This is a genomic window from Nocardia amamiensis NBRC 102102, from assembly GCF_001612745.1.
Classification (GTDB): domain Bacteria; phylum Actinomycetota; class Actinomycetes; order Mycobacteriales; family Mycobacteriaceae; genus Nocardia; species Nocardia amamiensis.
Map to the genome: position 1 here is coordinate 15,148 of NZ_BDBA01000091.1, position 20,162 is coordinate 35,309.

Here is a 20,162-nt window from a genome sequence, read left to right on the forward strand (position 1 = left end):
GTTAGCAAGGAGATTGACATGCACTTCGCCGCCCTCCCGGATGTACGCGCCGGGATCTTCCCCGCGGACCCGTGTCTTGCCGACGACCTGCGGCGGATCACCAACGGAGAGTTCCTCGACCTCGTGCGGAAGTACGCCGATCGGTTGTCGAAGGCCGGGATCGGGTACGGCGACGTTATCGCCGTGATGTTGCCCAACCGGCTCGAATTGATCGTGGCGTTGTTCGCGGCTTGGCGGCTGGGTGCCGCGGCGACACCGGTCAACCCGTCGCTGACCCCGGCCGAGGTGCGATACCAGTTGAACGATGCCCACGCTCGGGTAGTGGTCTGTGCCGACGACGGCGAGTCCGGTGATGTCGATGTGCCGCCGCGGCTGTCGGTGCCGGAGCTGGATCGGCACGAAGGCCGTGCGGGCGGCGTAGACGCGACCGAGTTCTCCGACGACACACTGGCGTTGATCATCTACACCAGCGGGTCCACCGGAAGCCCGAAGGGCGTCGAGCTCACCCACGCGAACATCATGGCGATGGCCGAAACGATGGTCGCGAGCATGCGATTGACCGCTGATGATCACAGCCTGCTCATCTTGCCGCTGTTCCATGTCAACGGCATCGTCGTCAGCGTGCTGTCGCCGCTGCTGGCCGGCGGCCGGACCACAGTCGCGGGCCGGTTCTCGCCACAGACGTTTTTCGAGAAGCTCGAGGCGGCGCGGCCGACCTACTTCTCCGCGGTGCCGACCATCTACGCCCTGCTGTCGGCGCTGCCCCTGTCCGTCCGGCCCGACACCTCCTCGGTCCGATTCGCCCTCTGCGGTGCCGCTCCGATGCCTGTCGAGCTGCTCGTGCGGTTCGAGGAGCGCTACCGAATCCCGATCTACGAAGGCTACGGCCTCTCGGAGGCAACGTGTGCGAGCGCGAGCAATCCGCTCGACGGTGTTCGGAAACCCGGCACCGTCGGCATCGCGCTACCGGGACAGGAGATCGCCGTCGTCGACAGTGACGGCACCTTCCGCACCGACGGATCAGCCGGCGAAGTCGTGATCAAAGGCCCGACGGTGATGCGGGGATATCTGGGCCGGCCGGAGGAGACCGCGAAGGTGATCGTCGACGGCTGGCTGCACACCGGAGACATCGGCCGCATCGACACCGACGGCTATCTCACGCTGGTCGACCGCGTCAAGGACATGATCATCCGCGGCGGCGAGAACATCTCTCCCAAGGAGATCGAGTCCGCGATCTACACCCACCCCGAGGTGTTCGAGGCCGCCGTGATCGGGCGACCCCACCCCGTATACGGCGAAGTGCCCGTCGCCTTCGTTTGCTATCGCGATGGCACCGCGGTCGAGCCGGAACAGATGCTCGAGCATCTCCGGAAGTCCTTGGCCAAGTACAAACTTCCCGAACTGATCGTGACCGTCGACGAGATCCCGAAGAACCCGGTCGGGAAGATCGACAAGCCGACTCTGCGCGCCCGCTCGGTGGAAGCGCGACTCTGACTCTTCAGTTTTCCTCTCGAAAGACAGGCCTGCCATGGGAATTGCAAAACCGGACCTTCCGGACATCGACTACGACGAATGGAAGACCCGCCCGCGCGGTGAACGGATCCGCACCGTCGCGCAACACTGGGTCGAGCACGGATTCGGCACCCCGTACGCCGTCTATGTACTCTATGTCGTCAAGTGCGCCCTGTACGTACTCGGCGCGGGGGCGGTGATTTCCCTGACGCCCGGTCTCGGAGCGCTCACCGATGTCACCTCGTGGTGGACCGAGCCGATCGTCTACCAGAAACTGGTCGTCTGGACCCTGCTGTTCGAAATCCTCGGCCTCGGATGTGGTTTCGGGCCGCTCACCACGCGCTTCCTGCCGCCGGTCGGCGGGTTGCTGTATTTCCTGCGGCCCGGCACTCTGCGGCTGCCGCCGTGGCCGGGGAAGGTGCCGTTCACCCGCGGTGACGAGCGCGGCATCATTGACGTCATCCTGTACGCGGTCGTCGTCGGATCCGGAATTCGCGCGTTGCTCGCCACCGGCCACGGCGCGCCGCCGGTGGACGGCAGTCACGCAGGCCTGCTCGACCCCATGGTCGTCGTCGCTCTGGTCGTCGCTCTCGGCCTGCTCGGGTTGCGGGACAAGACGGTGTTTCTGGCCGCCCGCCCAGAGCATTACCTGCTGATGCTGCTGATGTTCTTCGTCCCCTTCGCCGACATGGTGATCGGATTCAAGCTGGTCATGCTGGCACTGTGGTGGGGGGCGGCCACGTCCAAGCTCAACCACCACTTCGGCCACGTGGTAGCGGTCATGATGAGCAACAGCCCGGCCCTGCGGATCTCGTGGCTCAAGCGCAAGATGTACCGCGACCCGCCACGGGATCTGCGCCCGTCACGGATACCCGCCCTGCTGGCCCACGGCGGCACCGTCGTGGAATACCTGGTTCCCGCCTACCTGGTTTTCCTCGGCCATGGTGGCCCACTGACCTGGGCAGCGATCATCTTCATGGCGGTCTTCCACCTGCACATCATCTCCACCGTGCCGATGGGCGTGCCGCTGGAATGGAACATCTTCTTCATCTTCAGCCTGTTCTACCTGTTCGGGCACTACGGGTACATCCACGTCCAAGAGCTTCGATCACCGCTGGTGCTCGCGCTGATTTCGTTCTCCGCAGTCGTTGTCATCCTCGGACATGTTCGCCCGCAATGGGTTTCGTTCCTGGCAGCGATGCGCTACTACGCTGGCAACTGGGCTACCAGCGCCTGGTGTTTCCGTGGAGACGCCGAACTGAAGCTAGAGCAGCATGTGACCAAGAGCGCCGCGCTGCCGGTCATCCAGTTGACCAAGCTCTACGGCCCGGAGATTGCCGACATAGTGATCCAGACCGGAATGGGCTGGCGCTCGATGCACACCCACGGCCGGGCGCTCAACGGTCTGATCGCTCGAGCTGTCGAGAACGAAGACGATTACACCGTCCGCGACGGAGAGATCGTCGCCGGCCCGCTGCTGGGCTGGAACTTCGGGGAAGGGCACCTGCACAACGAACAGTTGCTGGCAGCGCTGCAACGTCGCTGCCGGTTCGAGGAAGGCGAGCTGCGCGTCGTCATCCTCGAGTCCCAGCCGATCCACCGGCAACGCCAGGCATATCGCATCGTCGACGCCGCATGCGGCGTCATCGAGGAGGGCTATGTGCTGGTGAAAGACATGCTGGCCCGCCAGCCGTGGCCGGAGCCGGGCGATTCGTTCCCGGTTCACCCTGTCCGCCGCGAAGACACCCGGATGTGGCCTTCGGCGGGTGTGCGATGACCACGGCGATCGTGATCGGCTCCGGGCCCAACGGGCTGGCCGCCGCCGTCACGCTGGCCCGCCACGGCGTCGACGTCACCGTGCTCGAGGGCGCCGCCACTATCGGCGGCGGCACCCGCTCCGGCGAGCTCACCCTCCCCGGCCTGCTGCACGACCACTGTGCAATGGCCCACCCCATGGCTGTCGGGTCACCGTTCTTGACCGGAATCGACGCGGCCCGGTACGGATTGAAATGGGCGTGGCCGGAAATCGACTGCGTGCACCCGCTCGACGACGGAACAGCGGGAGTGCTGTATCGATCCGTCGATGACACCGCCGCCGGCCTCGGTCGCGACGGCTCGGCCTGGCGCCGCGTCTTCGCCGGCCCGTCTGCCGGATACGACCTGCTGGCAACGGATTTCATGCAACCGCTTGTGCGCAGACCGTCACATCCGCTGCGGTTGGCCAGATTCGGGCTGCCGACGCTGATGCCCGCCACCGCGCTGGGTAGGTTGTTCCGGACCGAGCAGGGAAGGGCGCTGTTCGCCGGCAACATGGCGCACGGCTGGCAACCACAGCACCGGATCCTGTCCGCAGCGATCGGTCTCGGTATCACCACGGCCGGACATCGTTACGGGTGGCCGGTCGCGGTGGGCGGCTCGCGAGCAATCACCGACGCCATGGCGGCCGCCTTGACGGACCTGGGTGGAAAGATCGAGACCGGCCTCTGGGTCGAGTCGCTCGGCCAGCTGCCGCCGACCGACATGGTGATGTTCGACCTCGCCCCGGCCGCGATCGCGGACATCGCCGGGGACCGGCTGCCGTCGCGGGTCTCCCGAGCGTACCGGCGATTCCGGTACGGACCGGCCGCCTACAAGGTCAGCTTGGCCGTGGAGGGTGGCATCCCGTGGACCAACCCGCAGGCCGGCAAGGCGGGAAGCTTGCACGTCTGCGGGAACGCCGCCGATGTGGTTCGCGCCGAACGTGCGATCCGTCGAGGACAGCTTCCTGAGCGCCCCTTCATCGTCGTCGGACAGCAGTACCTCGCCGACCGAACGCGGTCACGAGGAAACGTACATCCGATCGACCTGTACGCTCATGTGCCACAAGGATATTCGAAGGACGCCACCGACGTACTGCTCGACGCGATAGAGCGGTTCGCACCCGGGTTCCGGGACCGCATCGTCGCCGCCGCCGTGGTCGGACCTACCGACATGCAGGCCTACAACCCCAACTACGTGGCCGGAGATATCCTTACCGGCGACAAGAACATTCGCCAATTGATCTGCGGCGGACCGCGCATCACCGTGCGCCCGTACCATATAGCCGACCGCATGTTCATCTGCTCGGCTGCCGTCCCGCCGGGACCCGGAGCACACGGAATGAGCGGATACAACGCCGCGATCGCGGCACTGCGAGAATTCGGCGTCCCCACCGAGAAGCTCGCTGCTTGCCGATCCGCACATTGACGCGCCGGCACCGGGTGCCGGCAGACCGGGAGACCGGGAGAGTCGGCTTTCTCCACTGGCCGTGGTCGCGGTCTCCAGCATCGGTGGTGGCGCGGTCGGAGTCGCCGAACAGCACGCGAATGTGCGAGCACTCCGGTCACAACACATATCCGCAGGCGAATACGGTCCAGTAAGGTGTCCTGATGTCCGATGTAGCGCATCCTTCTTCAGCGGTGCGTCTCGACCCGGCCGGGGCGCCCGTCACCGCACGAGACGCGGAGCACGACCTGCTCGCGCTCGCCAACCAGCTGTGCTTCGCTCTCTACTCGACCTCGCGGGCGATGACCGCCGCCTACCGTCCTTTTCTGGACGCGATGGAGGTCACCTATCCGCAGTACCTCGCCCTGCTCGCGTTGTGGGAGAGACCGGGCATGACGATGAAGGAACTCGGCGAACAGCTGCGTCTGGACTACGGGACCGTCTCGCCGCTCATCCAGCGCCTGCAAGCGCGCGGCCTGGTGGAGAGCGCGCGCTGCCCGCACGACCGCCGATCGGTCGAGTTGCGCTCCACCGAGGCCGGACACGCGCTGCGGCGGCGAGCCAGGGAGATGGTCCAGTCGGTGTTGGCCGCCGTCGGGTATCCCATCGAGTGCGTCGTCGCGCTGCGCGATCAGGTCAACGCGCTCGGCGAGCGTTTGGACGCCGTCGCGTGCGAACATCCCGGGAACTGAGGCGGGTTACGCGTCGAGCACTTGCGCTCGGCGTCGCACCACCGGCGGCTCGGTGGACCACGGGAAGTTGATCCAGCGGTCGGTGCGCCGCCAGACGTACTCGCTGTCGACTTCCGACCACGGCTTCTGGTAGATCACCGCGCAGCGCACCTCGGCGACCTGGCCGGAGCAGAAGTCGCGGACCAGCTTCAGGGTGGCTCCGGTGTCGGCGACGTCGTCGGCGACCAGCACGGTGGCTCCGGCCAGGTCCACGGCCTGCGGGACCGGCGGCAGCATCACCGGCAGGTCCAGGCGCTGGTCGACGCCGGTGTAGAACTCCACGTTCATCACGTGCAGGTTCTTCACCTCCAGCGCGTAGCCGAGCGCGCCTGCGACGAACAGCCCGCCGCGGGCGATCGAGAGGATCAGGTCGGGCTCGAAGCCGTCCTCCGCGATGGTCGTGGCGAGTTCCCGGCTCGCCGTTCCGAAAGACTCCCAGGTCAGCACTTCCCGATCTGCCACCGGCTCTCCTCTCCTGGACGCGACGCTGTGAGCATAGAGCGGGGGACGCCGCGGGTATGCCGTCAAACGCTGGCACGACGAGTCAGCGACAAGGCTGTGGCTGATTCGCTCCGCGGGCCACTGGAACAATCCGGCTGTCAGGTGTTCAGCGGGGCGGTGGGTGGGAACGTGACCGGCAATTCGGTCAGTGCCCGGTGGAAGGGGCCCGGTCGCCAGTTGGGTGTCCGGTCCGGCAGGTTCAGCCTGATCTCCGGGAGTGCGTCGAGGAGTTGGTCGATGGCGTCTTGGGCGATCAGGTAGGCCACGGGTCGCGCGGGGCAGGCGTGCGGGCCGAGGCCCCAGGCCAGGTGGGACCGGTTGCCGGTCAGGTCGTCGGCGCGGATCGCGGGGTCGTTGTTGCAGGCGGCCATGCTGATCACGACGGGTTGGTGTGCGGGCAGCCAGACGTCGTCGATCAGGATCGGGTGGCGGGGGTAGGTGATCAGCAGGTTGGCCAGTGGCGGGTCGTTGAACAAGACTTCGTCGATGGCATCGCGGGAGGACAGGTTGCCGCCGAGGATGCTGTCGCCGAAGCGCTCGTCGGTGAGCATCAGCAGCAGGGTGTTGGCGATCAGGTTCAGCTCGAATTCGATCCCGGTGCCGTAGACCTGGGACACGTGGTGGGAGGCCTCTACGTCGTCGAGCCGGGCGGGATGCTGGAGCAGTACCGAGGTGATATCGCGTTGCGGTTCGGCGCGTTTGAGTGTCACCAATCTCATCAGTGCCTCCCCGAGCATCTGGTTGCCCTTCTCGGCGTCGACACCTTCGAGCAAAGCGGCCGTACCGGCGGCGACCTGTCCGCCGATCTCCGGTGGGCAGCCGAGTAGATAGTTGACGACTTCGAAGACCAGCGGGAACACGTACTGGCGGATCAGGTCGGCAGATCCGTCGCGGCAGAAGGAGTTGATCAGTGGGATGGCAAGCCCCTCCACGATGGTGTGCAGGGCGTACAGGTCGACCTCGTCGATGCTCGCGGTGATCGCCCCTCGGTAGCGGGCGAAGTCGGCCCCGGTGCTGCGACTGGCCATGGGCCGCCACTCCAGGAGGGGGAGAATGGGGCAGTCAGCGGGAATGTTCTGCTGCCAGGCGCGGGGGTCGGCGGGAAAGTGCTCGGGGTCATTGAGGATCCGCACCGCGGTGTTGTAGCCGATCACCAAGGTGGCGGGTACGCCGGGTGACAACTCCACCGGCGCCAAAGATCCATAGCGCCTGCGCATTTCCCGGTAGGCGCGGTGTGGATCGGCTGCGAACTCCGGCGAGTACAGGGGCACCCGGGGGTCGTCGGAATCGATCGGAGAGCCGTGGACGACCGGGCACGATTGGGCCGGAACCTGCGACTGCGGCGTACTCAAAGGAGCAAACTCCCAACTGTTCGTAGGGCACTGCACGATTGCTGAAGGCTCGCTCCGTGCCCAGACGCTGCACAGGAGCGAGTTACCGGATCTACGCTGGAACCGGTCGATGGTATAGCGCGTTGGACGTAGCATTCTCAGCGCACATGAAAATTACCCTTGCAGAATGCTGTTCGAGCCTGTGCGCGGTCGGACTGCCCGTCCGGCCGCGGCAGCGTGCTTGGCAGCGGAATCGATCGGTGTCAGACGCCGAGTGCGTCCAGGGAATCGTGATCGTCGATGGCCGTGGTGATTCGCTTCAACAGCGTCAAGCACGTCTCCACCGGCTGCATCTCGGGTTGGTAGGCAGCCCTGCCGATCGTGAACGCCCAGGCCGCGTAGGCGAACATGGATTGCTGCCGGTAGGCCAGCCAGGCGTCGTCGAAAGACGGCGCCTGCCCGTCGAGGGTTCCGAGCTCGTCCAGGTAGGCCGCCAGCAGTTCGCGGTCCCACGCCCGCCGATCCTCTGGCTCGCATCCCGAGTTGACGGTGTAGGCGAAGTCGTGCGCCCAGCCGCCCCGCATCACCACCTGCCAGTCGACGAATCCCATTCGCCCCGTGCCGGTTCGGTAGGTCTGGCCGATGTGCGGGTCGCCGTGCAGCAGGGTCTGGGGTAGCTCGTCGGTCGCCTTCTCGATCGCTCGCTCGACACCTGCCCACAGCCGTTCGCTCTGGCCGTGCAGGGCCTCGGGAACCACTTCCTCGGCTCGCCGCAGGCCGACCTCGCACCGCTTCTTCATGTCGATGGCGGCGAGATACGCCTGGAGCGCTTCGGTCGTGGTCTTGAGGTCCGTGATCGACGGGTGGTTCCAGAAAGTGCGGTGCAGCCGGGCGAGATTGCGTACCAGATCTTCGATCTGGTCGCGGGCGATCGGGGCGTTCGGCTCGATGAACTGCGCACCGCGGGTCGAGGCGATGTCTTCCATCAGAGCGATCGAACGCCAGGACCCAGCATCGGCGGCGCCCCAATAGCCGAACGGAGCCTCGATATCGACCTGGGGACGGAAATCCCGGAAGAAGCGGGTTTCGCCGTCGATCATCTTCCCGCCACCGAGCAGAATCCGTTGCGAGAAGGCAGTTGTCGTCTTGGCGAAGAGATCGGCAGGCAAGTTCGCCTGCTTGCCCGCATCGTTGTACTCCACGCGAATCGCGACGCGAGTGGATGTTCCGCGGCTGCCGTTGGAGGTTTCGAACGAGAGCACCTCGGCCTCGGGGACATCGCGGCATAGGACGGCCGTCAGCCACTGCGGTGTGAGAGTTTCACCGGAGACCGGGACGTCGTGGACGTCCCGTGCTTTCGGCCGGATCAGCTTCTCGCCCAAGATGTGCGCGCCGACTGTGACCGACCGTCCGAGCAACCAGAGCTTGTGGTTCATTCACTTGCCTCGATTCCGGTGTACGACATGACCGCCCGAGCAGCTGGATCGCCAGCGCGCGGGTCCGGAGGACCCTAACCCATGCTCTCGAAATGGCTTTACCGCCAGCGGCAATGGAGTCGTTCGCCGGTGCTCTTGCTCGCTCGGACGCGGGCGGAACCGCGAGCGATGCCGGGAGGACTCGCGCTCGGCAGTGCGGTGATCGAGCGATCTCGTCGACCGAGGGGGCAGCTAACACGCCGCGACGAAGTCCGGCAGAATGACACCGTGCGCATCTTCCTGGCCGGTGCGACCGGCGTGATCGGCGTCCGCTTGCTTCCGCTGCTCGTCGAGGCGGGGCATGAGGTCGCGGGGATGACCCGGTCGGCGGCGAAGGCCGACCAGGTGCGGGCTGCGGGGGCAACGCCGGTGGTGTGCGACGTCTACGACGCGGAGGCGCTGGCCGCGGCCGTGGTCGCGTTCGGATCGGAGATGGTGATGCACCAGCTCACCGATCTGCCGGACGACGCGGCGCTACTTGCCGAACGCGCCGAGGCCAATGCGCGCATTCGCACCGAAGGCACCCGCAACTTGATCGCCGCCGCGCGGGCCGCCGGAGCGAAACGCTTTCTCGCGCAGAGCATCGCCTGGGAGCCGCCCGCGGGGCGAGGCGCGGTGATTCGCGAGCACGAATCAGCGGTGCTGGATATCGACGGCGTGGTGGTGAAGTACGGCCAGTTCTACGGCCCGGGCACCTACTACGAGACCGAGCTGCCCACCCACCCGCGCGTGCACGTCGACGACGCCGCGGAGCGGACGATCCCGCTGCTCGATGCGTCCAGCGGCGTGGTGATCGTCGCCGACGCGTCGTGAGTGAGCTCAGCGAGCGGAATCGCAGGGATGCGACCGACGGAGCTGTACGCGGGTCGTGAGTGAGCGTCGGCGCGCCGACCGAGGACACAGCGCGCGATCGAGCTGCGCGCGGCCGAGGTGTGGTCGTGGGGAGCGTCGGCAAGTGAACCGAGCACACTGCGCCCGGTCGCGCGCGACGAACCCGATCGTCAGCAGGGTGTAGTCGCGAATGTGCGTCCGCGAGTAATCGTGGAGGCGGCGCGTAGCCGCATGCGATGGAGTGCGGGCGACGTGTAGGCGTCAGGGGCATCGAGGCTGGAACCGAGCACGCACTACCCGGGCACGTGCGGCCGAGCCCAAGCACGGTGTAGGCGTGCGGCTATGTGGCGCAGGGGCCGGTGTCGCACACGTGCGGCCGAGCCCAAGCACGGTGTAGGCGTGCGGCTATGTGGCGCAAGGGCCGGTGTCGACCGGCCGGTCGGAGAGCCAACTGTGATCGAGTCGATCGAGGACTTCCGGCAGACTCGTGGCGAATCCGACGCTGTCGTTGTTCTCGTCCACACCGAAGACGATGCCCAGCACGCGGCCGTTCAGGTCGACGAGCGGTCCGCCGGAATTACCGTGCTGGATCGAGCCGTCCAGGGTGTAGATCTCGCGCTCACCGAGACCGGTGCGGTAGATGTCGCGCACCTGGCGCGCGGCGCGGCTGCGCACCCGGGTCGCGACCGCGGTGTAGGACCCACCTCTCGGGTAGCCGAGTGCGATCGCGTCGGCACCCGTTCCGGCCGGCCGCGGCGCAGCTCTCAGGGCGGGCGCGGTGAGACCGGGGACGGCGAGCACCGCTATGTCCAAGGTCGGATCGAACTGCACGACGCTCGCGCTGAGCGGCCCGTCCGCGGCGTCGACGGAGACCCTGGTGGACCCCGCGACGACGTGGGCGTTGGTCAGCACCCGCTCCGGCGCGATCACGAATCCCGAACCGGATTGGCGAACTCCGCAGGTCGGCGCCAGATCCTGGATGCGAAGCACGCTGGGCCGCAACTCGGCGGGCAGGGGTCCGTCGGTGATGGCCGGGTCGGGCGGCGCCAGCGGGCGGACCAGCCCGGCGTCCGCGATCGGCGCGGTGAGCACTTCGGACAGCCCTGCCAACCAGAATGGCGCGATCTCGTCGACGGTCCGCACGGTGGTCGAATCACGCACCAGGGTTGCCGACTCCACCGGTGCGGCGAACAACCACACCACCAGCGGAACCGCGAGCGCATGGACCAAGCATCCGCAGACGGCGTCCGCGCGTCGGGCGGCGAGTGTGGACACGGCCGTGCGCGCGGTACACCCGGCCCGGTGCCCGGCGATCGCGCCGAACGCGATCAATCCGGTGATCACCATCAGCACGAGCAACAGCCGCACGGCGCCGGGGGCGAGGTTCGCCAGCGCCGTGGCCGAGAGTGTCGCACCGAGAATCGCACCGGCCAACGCGCCCGCCAATCCGAGCAGCGCCACGATCGCGCCGCGTCGCCAGCCGAGCGCCGCGGCGCCGACGAGCGCGACGAGCACGGCGAGATCCAGCCAGTTCGGCAAGGTCAACGCCACACTCCCGTCGCTGATCATCGAGAACGCCTGCGGTGTCGCCGCCGACGGCCGACGTCGCCGCCCCGGTCATGACTCGGCTAGCGGATCGGCAACGGTCGAGCCGCTAATCTAATCAGCGATTCGAGCTGCGGCAACCAGCTTCCCTTCGGCGGTGGGCTGGATGGCCAGCGCCCGCCGGGCATACGCGCGGACATCGGCGTCGGTGTCGTCGATCGCGCCGCGCAGCGCGTCGTGCGCGGCGGGCAGGTCCGGCCACCCAGCCAGCGACAAGACCGCAGCCTTGCGCACGTCCAGATGCGGGTCGCCCAGTGCCGCAGCCAGGATCGGTACCGCGAGATCAGGGTCGGCCGCAGCGAGTCCGCGCGCCGCGCCCACCCGGATCTGCCAGGCCGTATGGCGCAGCGCCGCCTCCAGCATGGTGACGTCGTCGGACTCGGCGCCGAGTTGCGCGAACGCGGTGAGTGCGGCGGCGCGCACCAGCGGGTCCTGGTCGCCGGCCAAACTGCGAATCACTTCGGCGCCGCCGTCGCCGATCGCGGCGAGCGCTTGGGCGACCGCGATGCGCACCTCGCGATTGTCGTCGTCGGCGAGGGCGGTGACGCCGTCGCGGTCGTCCAGCGAGACCAAGGCGCGGACCGCCTCGATGCGCACCCGGTGATCCACGTCCGTGCGCGCGGCGCGGTACTGCGGTGCCGCTCCCGCCCGAAGCGCGCGCAGCAGATCGATCACGGTGGCGCGAACGACCGGGTCGGGCGAGCCGAGCCGGTCGGACAGCCCGGCCGCCGAGGGCAAGACCTCCACCAGTTCGCGCAGGCTCGCCGCGGCCGCGCGCCGGACCGAGGCCGCCTCGTCGTCGAGCGCGTCGATCAGGGCGGCCGGGAAGCCGTCCGGTGTGTGCTCGGTAAGCACCGAGATCGCCGCCGCCCGCACGCCCGCGTCCGGATCGGTCAGATAGGTCGACAGCTGCGGCACGGTCGGCTCGTCGAGCGCGAGCAACGCGACGATGCGGGGTGACGGGGGAGTGGTTGGTTGCTTCCCGGCTCCGGTGCCGTGCTCAGCGGCGACGCCGGTATGCGGCGTACGGCCCGCGGCCGGTTGCGGCTGGTGCAGCGGCACCGCCGCGCTATCGGCGGAGGGCAGGTCGTCGAGTCCGGGCACCGGAACCAGGTATGGGGCCACCGGCCGCTTGAGGAATGCCATGGTTCCGTCCGGGTTCTTGCGGAGGTTGAGGTGGTATCGCCATTCGACATCGTCGCGTCCGGGAAGGTCGGCGCGCTCGTGGTAGAGGCCCCAACGGGATTCGGTCCTGGTCAGGGAGCTGCGGGCGGCCATTTCCGCGCAGTCGCGGATGAACGACACTTCGACCGCGCGCATCAGCTCGTGCGGGGTGCGTGCGCCGATGCCCTCGATCTCACCGCGCATCCGCTCGAAGGTTTCCACCGCGATCGCCAGTTTGGTGGCGGTTTTGGGTGGCGCCACATAGTCGTTGACGAAGCGGCGCAGTTTGTATTCGACCTGCGGCTGCGGCGGCCCGTCCGGATGACGCAGCGGGCGGTAGATCAGCTCGTGTGCCGCGGCCAGTTGGTCTTCGGGCAGCTCAACCGGCGCCGCGACCTCATCGAGCGTCGACGCGGCGTGCGCACCCGCCAGATCGCCGAAGACGAACGCGCCGATCATGTAGTTGTGCGGCACGCACGCCAGATCGCCTGCCGCGTACAAGCCGGGCACCGTGGTGCGCGCGTGCTCGTCGACCCACACGCCGGAGGCGGAGTGCCCGCCGCACAAGCCGATTTCGGAGATGTGCATCTCGATATCGTGGGTGCGGTAGTCGTGGCCGCGGTTGGCGTGGAAGGCACCGCGGGTCGGGCGCTCGGTCGTGTGCAGGATGCCTTCGAGCGTGCTCAGCGTCTCGTCGGGCAGGTGGGAGACCTTGAGGTAGATGGGTCCGCGCGCGGACTCGATCTCGCGCTTCACTTCCGCCATCATCTGTCCGGACCAGTAGTCGGAGTCGACGAAGCGTTCGCCCTCGGCGTTGACCTGGTAGCCGCCGAACGGGTTGGCGACATAGGCGCAAGCCGGGCCGTTGTAGTCCTTGATCAGCGGATTGATCTGGAAGCATTCGATGCCGCTGAGCTCGGCGCCCGCATGGTAGGCCATCGAGTATCCGTCGCCCGCGTTCGTCGGATTCTCGTAGGTGCCGTACAGATATCCGCTGGCGGGCAGCCCGAGCCTGCCGCAGGGGCCGGTGGCCAGGATCACCGCCTTCGCGCCGACGGCCACGAATTCGCCGGTGCGCGTGTGCAGTGCGGCGGCGCCGACCGCGCGTCCGCTGTCGGTGAGCACACGCACGGGCATGAGCCGGTTCTCGATGCGGATCTTCTCGCGCATAGTGCGTTGCCGCAGCACTCGATACAGCGCCTTCTTGACGTCCTTGCCCTCGGGCATCGGCAGGACGTACGAACCGGAGCGGTGTACCCGGCGCACCGCGTACTCGCCGTACTCGTCCTTCTCGAATTTCACCCCGTAGCGTTCCAGTCGCTGCACCATGGCGAAGCCGCGGGTCGCGGTCTGGTACACGGTGCGCTGGTCGACGATTCCGTCGTTGGCCCTGGTGATCTCGGCGACGTAGTCCTCCGGTTCGGCCTTGCCGGGAATGACGGCGTTGTTCACCCCGTCCATGCCCATGGCCAGCGCACCGGAGTGCCGCACGTGCGCCTTCTCCAGCAGCAGCACGTTCGCGCCCTGCTCCGCGGCGGTGAGCGCGGCCATGGTGCCCGCGGTGCCGCCGCCGATGACGAGCACGTCGCAGTCCAGCCGGATCCGTTCCGGCAGCGGCGGAATGTTCACAGTTTCTCCAGGATCTCGGCCTTCGTCGCGGACCGGTCGATCGCCTCGCGTGGGCTTGGCACTCGCACCAGCGTGCGCAGGGTGCCGCCGCCGAGCACGGCGATCCGGTCGCCGAGCAGCAGCGCCTCGTCGAGGTCGTGGGTGACGAAGACGACGGTGGTGGGATGGGTGCGCCAGGTGTCGATCAGCAGGCGCTGCATGGTCTCCCGCGTTTGCGTGTCCAGTGCGCCGAACGGCTCGTCCATCAGTACGGCGCGCGGTGCGGCCGCCAGGCTGCGCGCCAGCTGGACCCGCTGGCGCATGCCGCCGGACAGGTCGCGGGGCAGATAGTCGGCATACCCGGTGAGCCCGACCTCGTGCACCCAGCGCAGTGCTGTGGTCCGGCGTTCGGCGCGGGAGGTTCCGCGCAGGCGCAGCGCGAGTTCGATGTTCTGCCGCGCGGTGCGCCACGGCAGCAGCGCGTCGTCCTGGAACACCAGGGCGCGGTCAGCGGCGGGTCCGGTGACGGCGGCGCCGTCGGCCAGGATCGCGCCGCCCTCCGGTGCGCGCAGTCCGGCGAGGGCGCGCAGCAGCGTCGACTTGCCGCAGCCGGATTTGCCGACCACCACGAGGATTTCCCCCGGCGCGATGGTCAGGTCGAGCCCGTCGAGCACGGGTTCGCCGCCGTAGGCGATCCGGACGCCGTCGAGGCTCAATCGCATGCCGGTCGACGCCGGTGCTTCGATCACTGTGGTCATGCCTCGACCTCCCTGGGCAGCCAGCGGGTGATGCGCCGGCCGGCCAGCTCGACCAGCGCCGACGTCGCGAAACCGAGGACGCCGATGGTGATCATGCCGACGAACACCGCCGGGTAGTCCACGATGGTGTACGCCTGCCAGGTCCGGTAGCCGACGCCGAGCCGCCCGGAGATCATCTCCGCGGAGATCAAGCAGATCCACGCCACGCCGACGCCGACCGACAGGCCGCTGAATACGCCGGGCAGGATGCCGGGGAACACCACGCGCGCCAGCACGTCCAGCCGGGACGCGCCGAGCGTGCGCAGCGCGTCCTCCCAGATGGTCGGCAGCGCGCGCACCGCGTGCCGTGTGCTGACCAGCACCGGGAACAGCGACGCGGTGAAAGTGATGAACACGATGCCGGATTCGTCGCTGGGGAACAGCAGGATCGCGACCGGGACCAGCGCGATCGCCGGAATCGGCCGCACCAGTTCGGCGAGCGGGCCGAGGGTGCCTGCGAGCAGCCGGGACCGGCCGAGGCCGATGCCCGCGATCACGCCGGCCACCGCGGCCAGCCCGAAGCCGGTGCCGATCCGCAGCAGCGACTGGGCGATATCCAGGTAGTACTGGTCGGCGCGCAGCTGCGTGCCGAATTCGGCGATGATCTCGGTGACGGTGGGCAGCGTGTCGAAGCGCAGGCCCGCCCGCACGTTGTTGATCGTGAGCAGCTGCCACACGCCGACCGCGACGGCGACCGACACGACTCGCAGCAGGCGCGAGCGCCACACCGAGGGCGGCGTCGGGGCCGACCGGGTCGCGGCAGGCGCCGACGTGCTGACCCGCGCCGAGGGGGCGGCGAGTTCGCTTGTCATCCGCGTACTTCCGTGACGGCCTGGTCATAACCGACCGGTGTGGCCGACGGGTGCGACCGGCGGTAGCGCTGCGCCGCGGCGGCCGTGGTGAAGGGCAGGTAGGTGGCGCCGTCGCGCAGCCACACCGCCTTGTCGGCGAACCAGCGCGTGCCGAGCTCGGCGTCCGGGACGTAGGCGGCACGGATCGTCGTGCCCTGCGCCTTCGCGGCCTGGATCGCGCGCAGCAGGCAGGTCGGGTCGGTCGCCGATTGCGGCTTGTCCGCACCGTCGAGCCACAGCTCCCCGGCCAGCGCGGGGTTCTGCGCGGCGGTGCCGCAGACGGGATCGGTGCCGGTGACCCGTGTGGGGTTGGCTTTGTCGGCCAGTTCGCGGTCGTAGTCGCGGCCGGTCTCGGCGAACGCTTCGCGCAGTGGGGCGTCCTCGACGAACCGGTCGATATCGAGATCGGCGAAGTCTCCGATCGACTTCAGGTACGCCACATCACCTTTCAGCGCTGCGATCAGGCTCGGCTCGAGGGTGGTGTCGAAACTCGTTCCGCCGGGACCGTTGTAGAGGTACACCACCTCCTGCGGCAGGCCGGAGCCGTCGGCGACGATCTCGGCCGCTTCGAACGGCTTGTCGCGCAGGAACTGGGTGGCGTCGAGCTGCGCGGCGAGGAACGCCTGGAGCACTTCGGGGTGCTCGGCGGCGTACGTGCGCCGGGCGACCACGCCGTGGAAGGTCGGCACGCCGAGTTCGGCACCGTCGTAGAGCAGCTTGGCCTTGTTCTGGAAGACGAGCAGACCGGGCCACGCGACGAACTGCGACAGCGCGCTCACTTGATGGGATTCCAGCGCGGTCGCGCCGACCTGCGGTTGCTGGTTGAGCACCTCCACGCCCTTGGCCGGGTCGATACCGGCCCGGGACAGCGCCTGCACCAGCGTGCCGTGTCCGGCCGAACCGACGCTGGCGGAGATCTTCTGCCCAGCCAGATCGGTGATTCCGGTCGCGGCCGAATCATTCGGCACCACGACCATGTTCAGCGCTCCCTTCGGGTTGTACCCCGTGACCGACACGAGTTCGGTCTTCGCGCGCTCGTTGGCCTGGGTGCGGGAGCCGTTGATCAGCAGCGGGTAATCGCCCATCGAGCCGATGTCGATCTTCTCGGCCACCATCTGCGCGGTGATCGGCGCCCCTGTGTCGTAGTCCTGCCACTCGACCTGGTATTTCGCGCCGCCGTTGGCGGTGATCTTCTGTAACCGCTGCTCCAGATAACCCTGCGCGCGTAGCAGAGTCCCCGCGGTGACGGTATTGATGGTCTTGGACTGGTAGCCGATGACCACCTTGACGGTGCCGGCGGGGGTTGCGTCGGTCTTCTCCAGGGAGCATCCGGTCAGCGCGAGCGCGGCGGCGAGCAGGGCGGGGGCGAGTTTTGCTTTCATCGGTCTTCCAGATCAGCGGAGCAGGTAGGGCATATTGACGGTGACGGCGCCGGTGGGGCAGCGGGCCGCGCAGGGACCGCAGTACCAGCACTCGTCCACGTGCATGAAGGCCTTGCCGTTCTCAGGGTTGATGGCCAGCGAGTCCAGCGGGCAGATCTCGACGCACAGCGTGCACCCCTGGATGCAGAGCGACTCGTCGATGGTGACGGGGATGTCGGCGCGTTGATTCACGAGTGCCATCTAGCGGACCTTCCATTCGGGGATGCTGCGGGTCAGGCTGCCGCGCATGGTGATTCGGTCGCCGCGCATGCGGATGTACTCCAGATCGACCGGGCGGCCGTCATCGAACCGGGTCAGCCGTTCCAGCATCAGCAGCGGCGCGCCGCCGGGGACGTCGAGGGTCGAGGCGGTGTGCGGGTCGGCGGGCACGGCCTCGAGGGCCAGATCGGCCGAACCCAGGCAGTGGCCGCTGATGCGTTCCAGCAGCACGAACACGTCGGTGTGCACCAGGTCGTGGCCGAGGACCTCGGTGCCGATGTCGGGCGCCAGATAGGTGAGATCGAGGCTCAGCGGCAGATCCGCGAGGTAGCGCAGCCGTTCCAGGTAGACCACGCGTTCGCCCGGTGCGAGTCCGAGGCGGCGCGCCACGGCGGGCGGCGCGGTGACGTGCATTGCGGCGCGCACCTCGTTGCGCACGGTGCCGTGGCCTTTGAAGGTCTCCTGCAAACCGAGCAGCGCGTCCAGCCCGTGGTCGTATTTGCGGGTGGCCACCCGGGTGCCGACCTTGGGTGCGCGGTCGATCAGGCCCTCGTCCTTCAACAGCGCCAAGGCATCGCGGACGGTGTTGCGCGAGGCAGCGTACTCGGCGGCGAGCTCCTGCTCGCTCGGCAGCGTGCTGTCGAACGCGCCCGCGTGCAGTTGGTGGCGCAGGATGTCGGCCACCCGCCGCGCCTGATCGGCGCGCAACTGCCGCACGGGTGTGGGTTCCGCCGCCACAGCCTCCGCCTTTCTATCGCTGACCTGCACGGATAGCGACGATAGTGCGGTGCGGGGCACCCCTGGGTCCGCGTCGAACCGCCGGAGAATCAGGGGAGGCTATTGCGCCGGGGCGGCCCCGTCCCGACCTGGCACTATGCACGGCGGCGCGAGCAATCCGCCACCCTCGCGACGGCGAGCGAATTCCGATCACGCGGATCCGAATTCCACGTGGTGTGCGGCGTGACCGGTTGATCTACGGAGACGGATCGTAGGTTTTCTGCACCGCGCCGACCCGGGCACGATCGGCCTCGGGTCGGAAGGCGCGGACCACTCCCGTCGTGCGGCGGTTCGTGCTGCCGTGCGCGTACGTCATCCCGCCGTCGAGATCGTGCGGCGGGTGGGACTACTGCGGGCACGACAACGTCCCCACAGCTTCCGGTGTCGGGCCGAGTTCCAGCGACAGGCAGGGGATAGGAGCAGCGTCGCTGCTGCCCGGTGCCGCTGGTTTCGCTCGTCCCTTCAGTGCGCCGCTGGGCGCGGACCGTAGGTGTCGAGGAAGAGCACGGGGCCGGCGCCGAAGGCGTTCGTGGCGTCCAGCTCGAGCAGCGCGGCCAATGCCTTGGCGGTGTAGACGGTCTCCAATCGCAGTCCGACCGCAGCTGCTCGCTGTTCGGCATCTCGCGCGGCGGGGGTCGTGTGGCCGTAGCCGGGGCCGAGCCACTCGGTGGTCATCGTGACGTCGTCTGGCCGTAGTCCGGTCGGGGCGAAGCGGGCTCCGCGGGACCGAAGCAGGTTTTCGGTGCGCTCGGCGAGGCGGACGATGTGCGCGGCGTCGAGGGGCAGCGTGTCGTTCACGACGACGCCGACAACGCGCGTGCGCAACCCGGCCAGTCGCAGCCCCAGTGCGAGACCGGCCGCGGTGCCGCCGGACCCGACGGCGGTGACGATGTGCGTGGGCTCGGGGAGTTCGCCCGCGGCGATCTGGGCCGCGAGTTCATACGCCGCCTCGACGTAACCCAGGGCGCCGACCGGCGACGAGCCGCCTGCGGGCAGGAAATACGGGCGCGTTCCGCCACGCAGGTGGCGCAGATACAGCCACGGCGCGGCGAGTATCGTGCGCAGCTTGCTGTGTGTGAAATGCAGTGTGGCCCCGGAGTTCTCCAGTCGCCGCAGCTGCGCGCGGACATGGTCGTCGACCGGCTGGTCGACCAGGGCGAGAGCGGTATCGATGCCGTGGGCGCGGCCGTACAAGGCCGTGGCGAGACCCCAGTTGGTGCCGGTGCCGCCGACGGTGAGGATGGTGCGCGCGCCGCGGCGCCGCGCCTCGGGCAGCAGCCACTCCAGCTTGCGCACTTTGTTGCCGCCCCAGCCGCCGTCGCCGTATCCGCTCTCGTCTTTGCACCACAACTCGGCTGTGGTGCCGAGGTCATACCGGCGCACCGGGGTCGGCGCGGTGCCGAGCCGGAGAAACGGCAAAGTGTCGGTCACCTCGGGAAAATGCTCATGCAGGAGCGCCCCGGTCATGGTTTGATCGCCTCAGGGATGCCCAGCAGCGCCGCCTGCACCTCGTGCAGGCGATCGATATCGCCGCGGATGCCCGCGACATTGTCGTTGTACAGGAACGCTTCGCCGAGCCGGACCAGCGCGTAGGCGAGCAGCGCGGGTTCGAGTGGCGGGCGGTAGCCGTCCTCCTCGGTGGCACGGGTGATCAGCCCCTGGACGATGCCGACGATCAGCGGTTGCACCGGTCCGTCGCTCGTGGTGAGGATGCGCAGCCCGGACAGCGGCTCGTTCTCGAAGTAGCGGCGGAACGGTTCGTTGTCGGTCATCCAGCGGTTGACCCGGTAGAGCACATCCAGGATGCGCCGGGCGCCGGTGGAGCGGCGGCGGGCGTCGGCGCGGCTGAGCAGGGCCTCGAACTCCCCGGCCAGTACCGCGCCGAGCACGCCGTCGCGGGAGCCGAACCAGCGGTAGATCGAGGCGCGGCTGAGTCCGAGTTGCCCGGCGATCGCCTGGATGTCCACGCGCTCACCGGCCAGGAACGCCTTGCGGGCGTGCTCGATGACCTGTTCCCTGGTCGCGGAGGCCGGCCGGCCGGGAGGGCGGGTGGTCCGCTGACTGGAATCGATCATCGAAAAATGATACATCGTTTA

The 20,162-nt window shown here is 68.3% G+C and carries 17 protein-coding genes; 5 read left to right on the forward strand and 12 right to left on the reverse strand.

Annotated features, from left to right (window positions below; all coding sequences use genetic code 11):
- Nucleotides 1–18: 18 nt before the first annotated feature.
- The 4 genes from NA4_RS18240 to NA4_RS18255 all read left to right on the forward strand — a co-directional run bounded on the left by NA4_RS18240 (nt 19) and on the right by NA4_RS18255 (nt 5,447).
- On the forward strand, nt 19–1,494 hold the full coding sequence (locus tag NA4_RS18240; protein ID WP_067471037.1) for a class I adenylate-forming enzyme family protein: 1,476 nt from the start codon (nt 19–21) through the stop codon (nt 1,492–1,494).
- 34 nt (nt 1,495–1,528) lie between these two features.
- On the forward strand, nt 1,529–3,289 hold the full coding sequence (locus NA4_RS18245; protein ID WP_067471039.1) for a DUF3556 domain-containing protein: 1,761 nt from the start codon (nt 1,529–1,531) through the stop codon (nt 3,287–3,289).
- Complete coding sequence (locus tag NA4_RS18250; RefSeq protein ID WP_067471041.1) at nt 3,286–4,737, forward strand: phytoene desaturase family protein; 1,452 nt, start codon at nt 3,286–3,288, stop codon at nt 4,735–4,737. Before NA4_RS18245 ends, NA4_RS18250 begins: the two co-directional genes overlap by 4 nt.
- A gap of 182 nt (nt 4,738–4,919) precedes the next feature.
- Entirely contained in the window at nt 4,920–5,447 is a 528-nt protein-coding gene (locus NA4_RS18255) for a MarR family winged helix-turn-helix transcriptional regulator (protein ID WP_067471043.1), read from the forward strand.
- Nucleotides 5,448–5,453: 6 nt separating this feature from the next.
- Here NA4_RS18255 and NA4_RS18260 read toward each other — a convergent pair whose 3' ends face one another.
- The 3 genes from NA4_RS18260 to NA4_RS18270 form a co-directional block, all read right to left on the reverse strand.
- A complete protein-coding gene (locus NA4_RS18260) occupies nt 5,454–5,948 on the reverse strand; it encodes a phosphoribosyltransferase (RefSeq protein WP_067471046.1) in 495 nt (164 codons plus the stop codon).
- Nucleotides 5,949–6,085: 137 nt separating this feature from the next.
- The gene (locus tag NA4_RS18265) at nt 6,086–7,339 is read right to left on the reverse strand and encodes a cytochrome P450 family protein (RefSeq protein ID WP_067471047.1); all 1,254 of its coding nucleotides are present in this window, start codon (nt 7,337–7,339) and stop codon (nt 6,086–6,088) included.
- A 242-nt stretch (nt 7,340–7,581) separates the two neighbouring features.
- Complete coding sequence (locus NA4_RS18270) at nt 7,582–8,754, reverse strand: aminoglycoside phosphotransferase family protein (RefSeq protein ID WP_067471049.1); 1,173 nt, start codon at nt 8,752–8,754, stop codon at nt 7,582–7,584.
- Between the two features lie 267 nt (nt 8,755–9,021).
- Here NA4_RS18270 and NA4_RS18275 point away from each other — a divergent pair, with 267 nt between their 5' ends.
- Nucleotides 9,022–9,606, forward strand: coding sequence for an NAD(P)H-binding protein (locus NA4_RS18275; protein WP_067471086.1), 585 nt, complete (start codon nt 9,022–9,024; stop codon nt 9,604–9,606).
- Between the two features lie 423 nt (nt 9,607–10,029).
- Here NA4_RS18275 and NA4_RS18280 read toward each other — a convergent pair whose 3' ends face one another.
- From NA4_RS18280 to NA4_RS18320, 9 genes are all read right to left on the reverse strand, one after another.
- Complete coding sequence (locus NA4_RS18280) at nt 10,030–11,193, reverse strand: MarP family serine protease (protein ID WP_084497204.1); 1,164 nt, start codon at nt 11,191–11,193, stop codon at nt 10,030–10,032.
- A 90-nt stretch (nt 11,194–11,283) separates the two neighbouring features.
- Nucleotides 11,284–14,022, reverse strand: coding sequence for a fumarate reductase/succinate dehydrogenase flavoprotein subunit (locus NA4_RS18285; protein WP_067471051.1), 2,739 nt, complete (start codon nt 14,020–14,022; stop codon nt 11,284–11,286).
- Nucleotides 14,019–14,759, reverse strand: a complete 741-nt coding sequence (locus tag NA4_RS18290; protein ID WP_067471053.1) for an ABC transporter ATP-binding protein — start codon at nt 14,757–14,759, stop codon at nt 14,019–14,021. The genes NA4_RS18285 and NA4_RS18290 overlap by 4 nt, the downstream gene beginning before the upstream one ends.
- A complete protein-coding gene (locus NA4_RS18295; RefSeq protein WP_067471054.1) occupies nt 14,756–15,610 on the reverse strand; it encodes an ABC transporter permease in 855 nt (284 codons plus the stop codon). The genes NA4_RS18290 and NA4_RS18295 overlap by 4 nt, the downstream gene beginning before the upstream one ends.
- Complete coding sequence (locus NA4_RS18300; protein WP_067471056.1) at nt 15,607–17,031, reverse strand: ABC transporter substrate-binding protein; 1,425 nt, start codon at nt 17,029–17,031, stop codon at nt 15,607–15,609. Before NA4_RS18300 ends, NA4_RS18295 begins: the two co-directional genes overlap by 4 nt.
- Nucleotides 17,032–17,043: 12 nt before the next feature.
- Nucleotides 17,044–17,271 (reverse strand): 4Fe-4S dicluster domain-containing protein, encoded by a 228-nt coding sequence (locus NA4_RS18305; RefSeq protein ID WP_039797742.1) that lies wholly within the window; start codon nt 17,269–17,271, stop codon nt 17,044–17,046.
- Nucleotides 17,272–18,027: a GntR family transcriptional regulator gene (locus NA4_RS18310; protein WP_067471090.1), complete on the reverse strand. Its 756-nt coding sequence runs from the start codon at nt 18,025–18,027 to the stop codon at nt 17,272–17,274.
- Nucleotides 18,028–18,528: 501 nt separating this feature from the next.
- Nucleotides 18,529–19,533 (reverse strand): 1-aminocyclopropane-1-carboxylate deaminase/D-cysteine desulfhydrase, encoded by a 1,005-nt coding sequence (locus NA4_RS18315; RefSeq protein WP_067471058.1) that lies wholly within the window; start codon nt 19,531–19,533, stop codon nt 18,529–18,531.
- Nucleotides 19,530–20,141, reverse strand: coding sequence for a QsdR family transcriptional regulator (locus NA4_RS18320; RefSeq protein ID WP_157129110.1), 612 nt, complete (start codon nt 20,139–20,141; stop codon nt 19,530–19,532). The genes NA4_RS18315 and NA4_RS18320 overlap by 4 nt, the downstream gene beginning before the upstream one ends.
- Nucleotides 20,142–20,162: the final 21 nt, after the last annotated feature.

Excerpts from the sequence above, each read along its gene's own strand:
- NA4_RS18240 (WP_067471037.1), top strand. The coding sequence starts at position 19 with ATGCACTTCGCCGCCCTCCCGGATGTACGCGCCGGGATCTTCCCCGCG.
- NA4_RS18245 (WP_067471039.1), top strand. The coding sequence starts at position 1,529 with ATGGGAATTGCAAAACCGGACCTTCCGGACATCGACTACGACGAATGG.
- NA4_RS18250 (WP_067471041.1), top strand. The coding sequence starts at position 3,286 with ATGACCACGGCGATCGTGATCGGCTCCGGGCCCAACGGGCTGGCCGCC.
- NA4_RS18255 (WP_067471043.1), top strand. The coding sequence starts at position 4,920 with ATGTCCGATGTAGCGCATCCTTCTTCAGCGGTGCGTCTCGACCCGGCC.
- NA4_RS18270 (WP_067471049.1), bottom strand. The coding sequence starts at position 8,754 with ATGAACCACAAGCTCTGGTTGCTCGGACGGTCGGTCACAGTCGGCGCG.
- NA4_RS18280 (WP_084497204.1), bottom strand. The coding sequence starts at position 11,193 with ATGATCAGCGACGGGAGTGTGGCGTTGACCTTGCCGAACTGGCTGGAT.
- NA4_RS18290 (WP_067471053.1), bottom strand. The coding sequence starts at position 14,759 with ATGACCACAGTGATCGAAGCACCGGCGTCGACCGGCATGCGATTGAGC.
- NA4_RS18295 (WP_067471054.1), bottom strand. The coding sequence starts at position 15,610 with ATGACAAGCGAACTCGCCGCCCCCTCGGCGCGGGTCAGCACGTCGGCG.
- NA4_RS18300 (WP_067471056.1), bottom strand. The coding sequence starts at position 17,031 with ATGAAAGCAAAACTCGCCCCCGCCCTGCTCGCCGCCGCGCTCGCGCTG.
- NA4_RS18305 (WP_039797742.1), bottom strand. The coding sequence starts at position 17,271 with ATGGCACTCGTGAATCAACGCGCCGACATCCCCGTCACCATCGACGAG.
- NA4_RS18315 (WP_067471058.1), bottom strand. The coding sequence starts at position 19,533 with ATGACCGGGGCGCTCCTGCATGAGCATTTTCCCGAGGTGACCGACACT.
- NA4_RS18320 (WP_157129110.1), bottom strand. The coding sequence starts at position 20,141 with ATGATCGATTCCAGTCAGCGGACCACCCGCCCTCCCGGCCGGCCGGCC.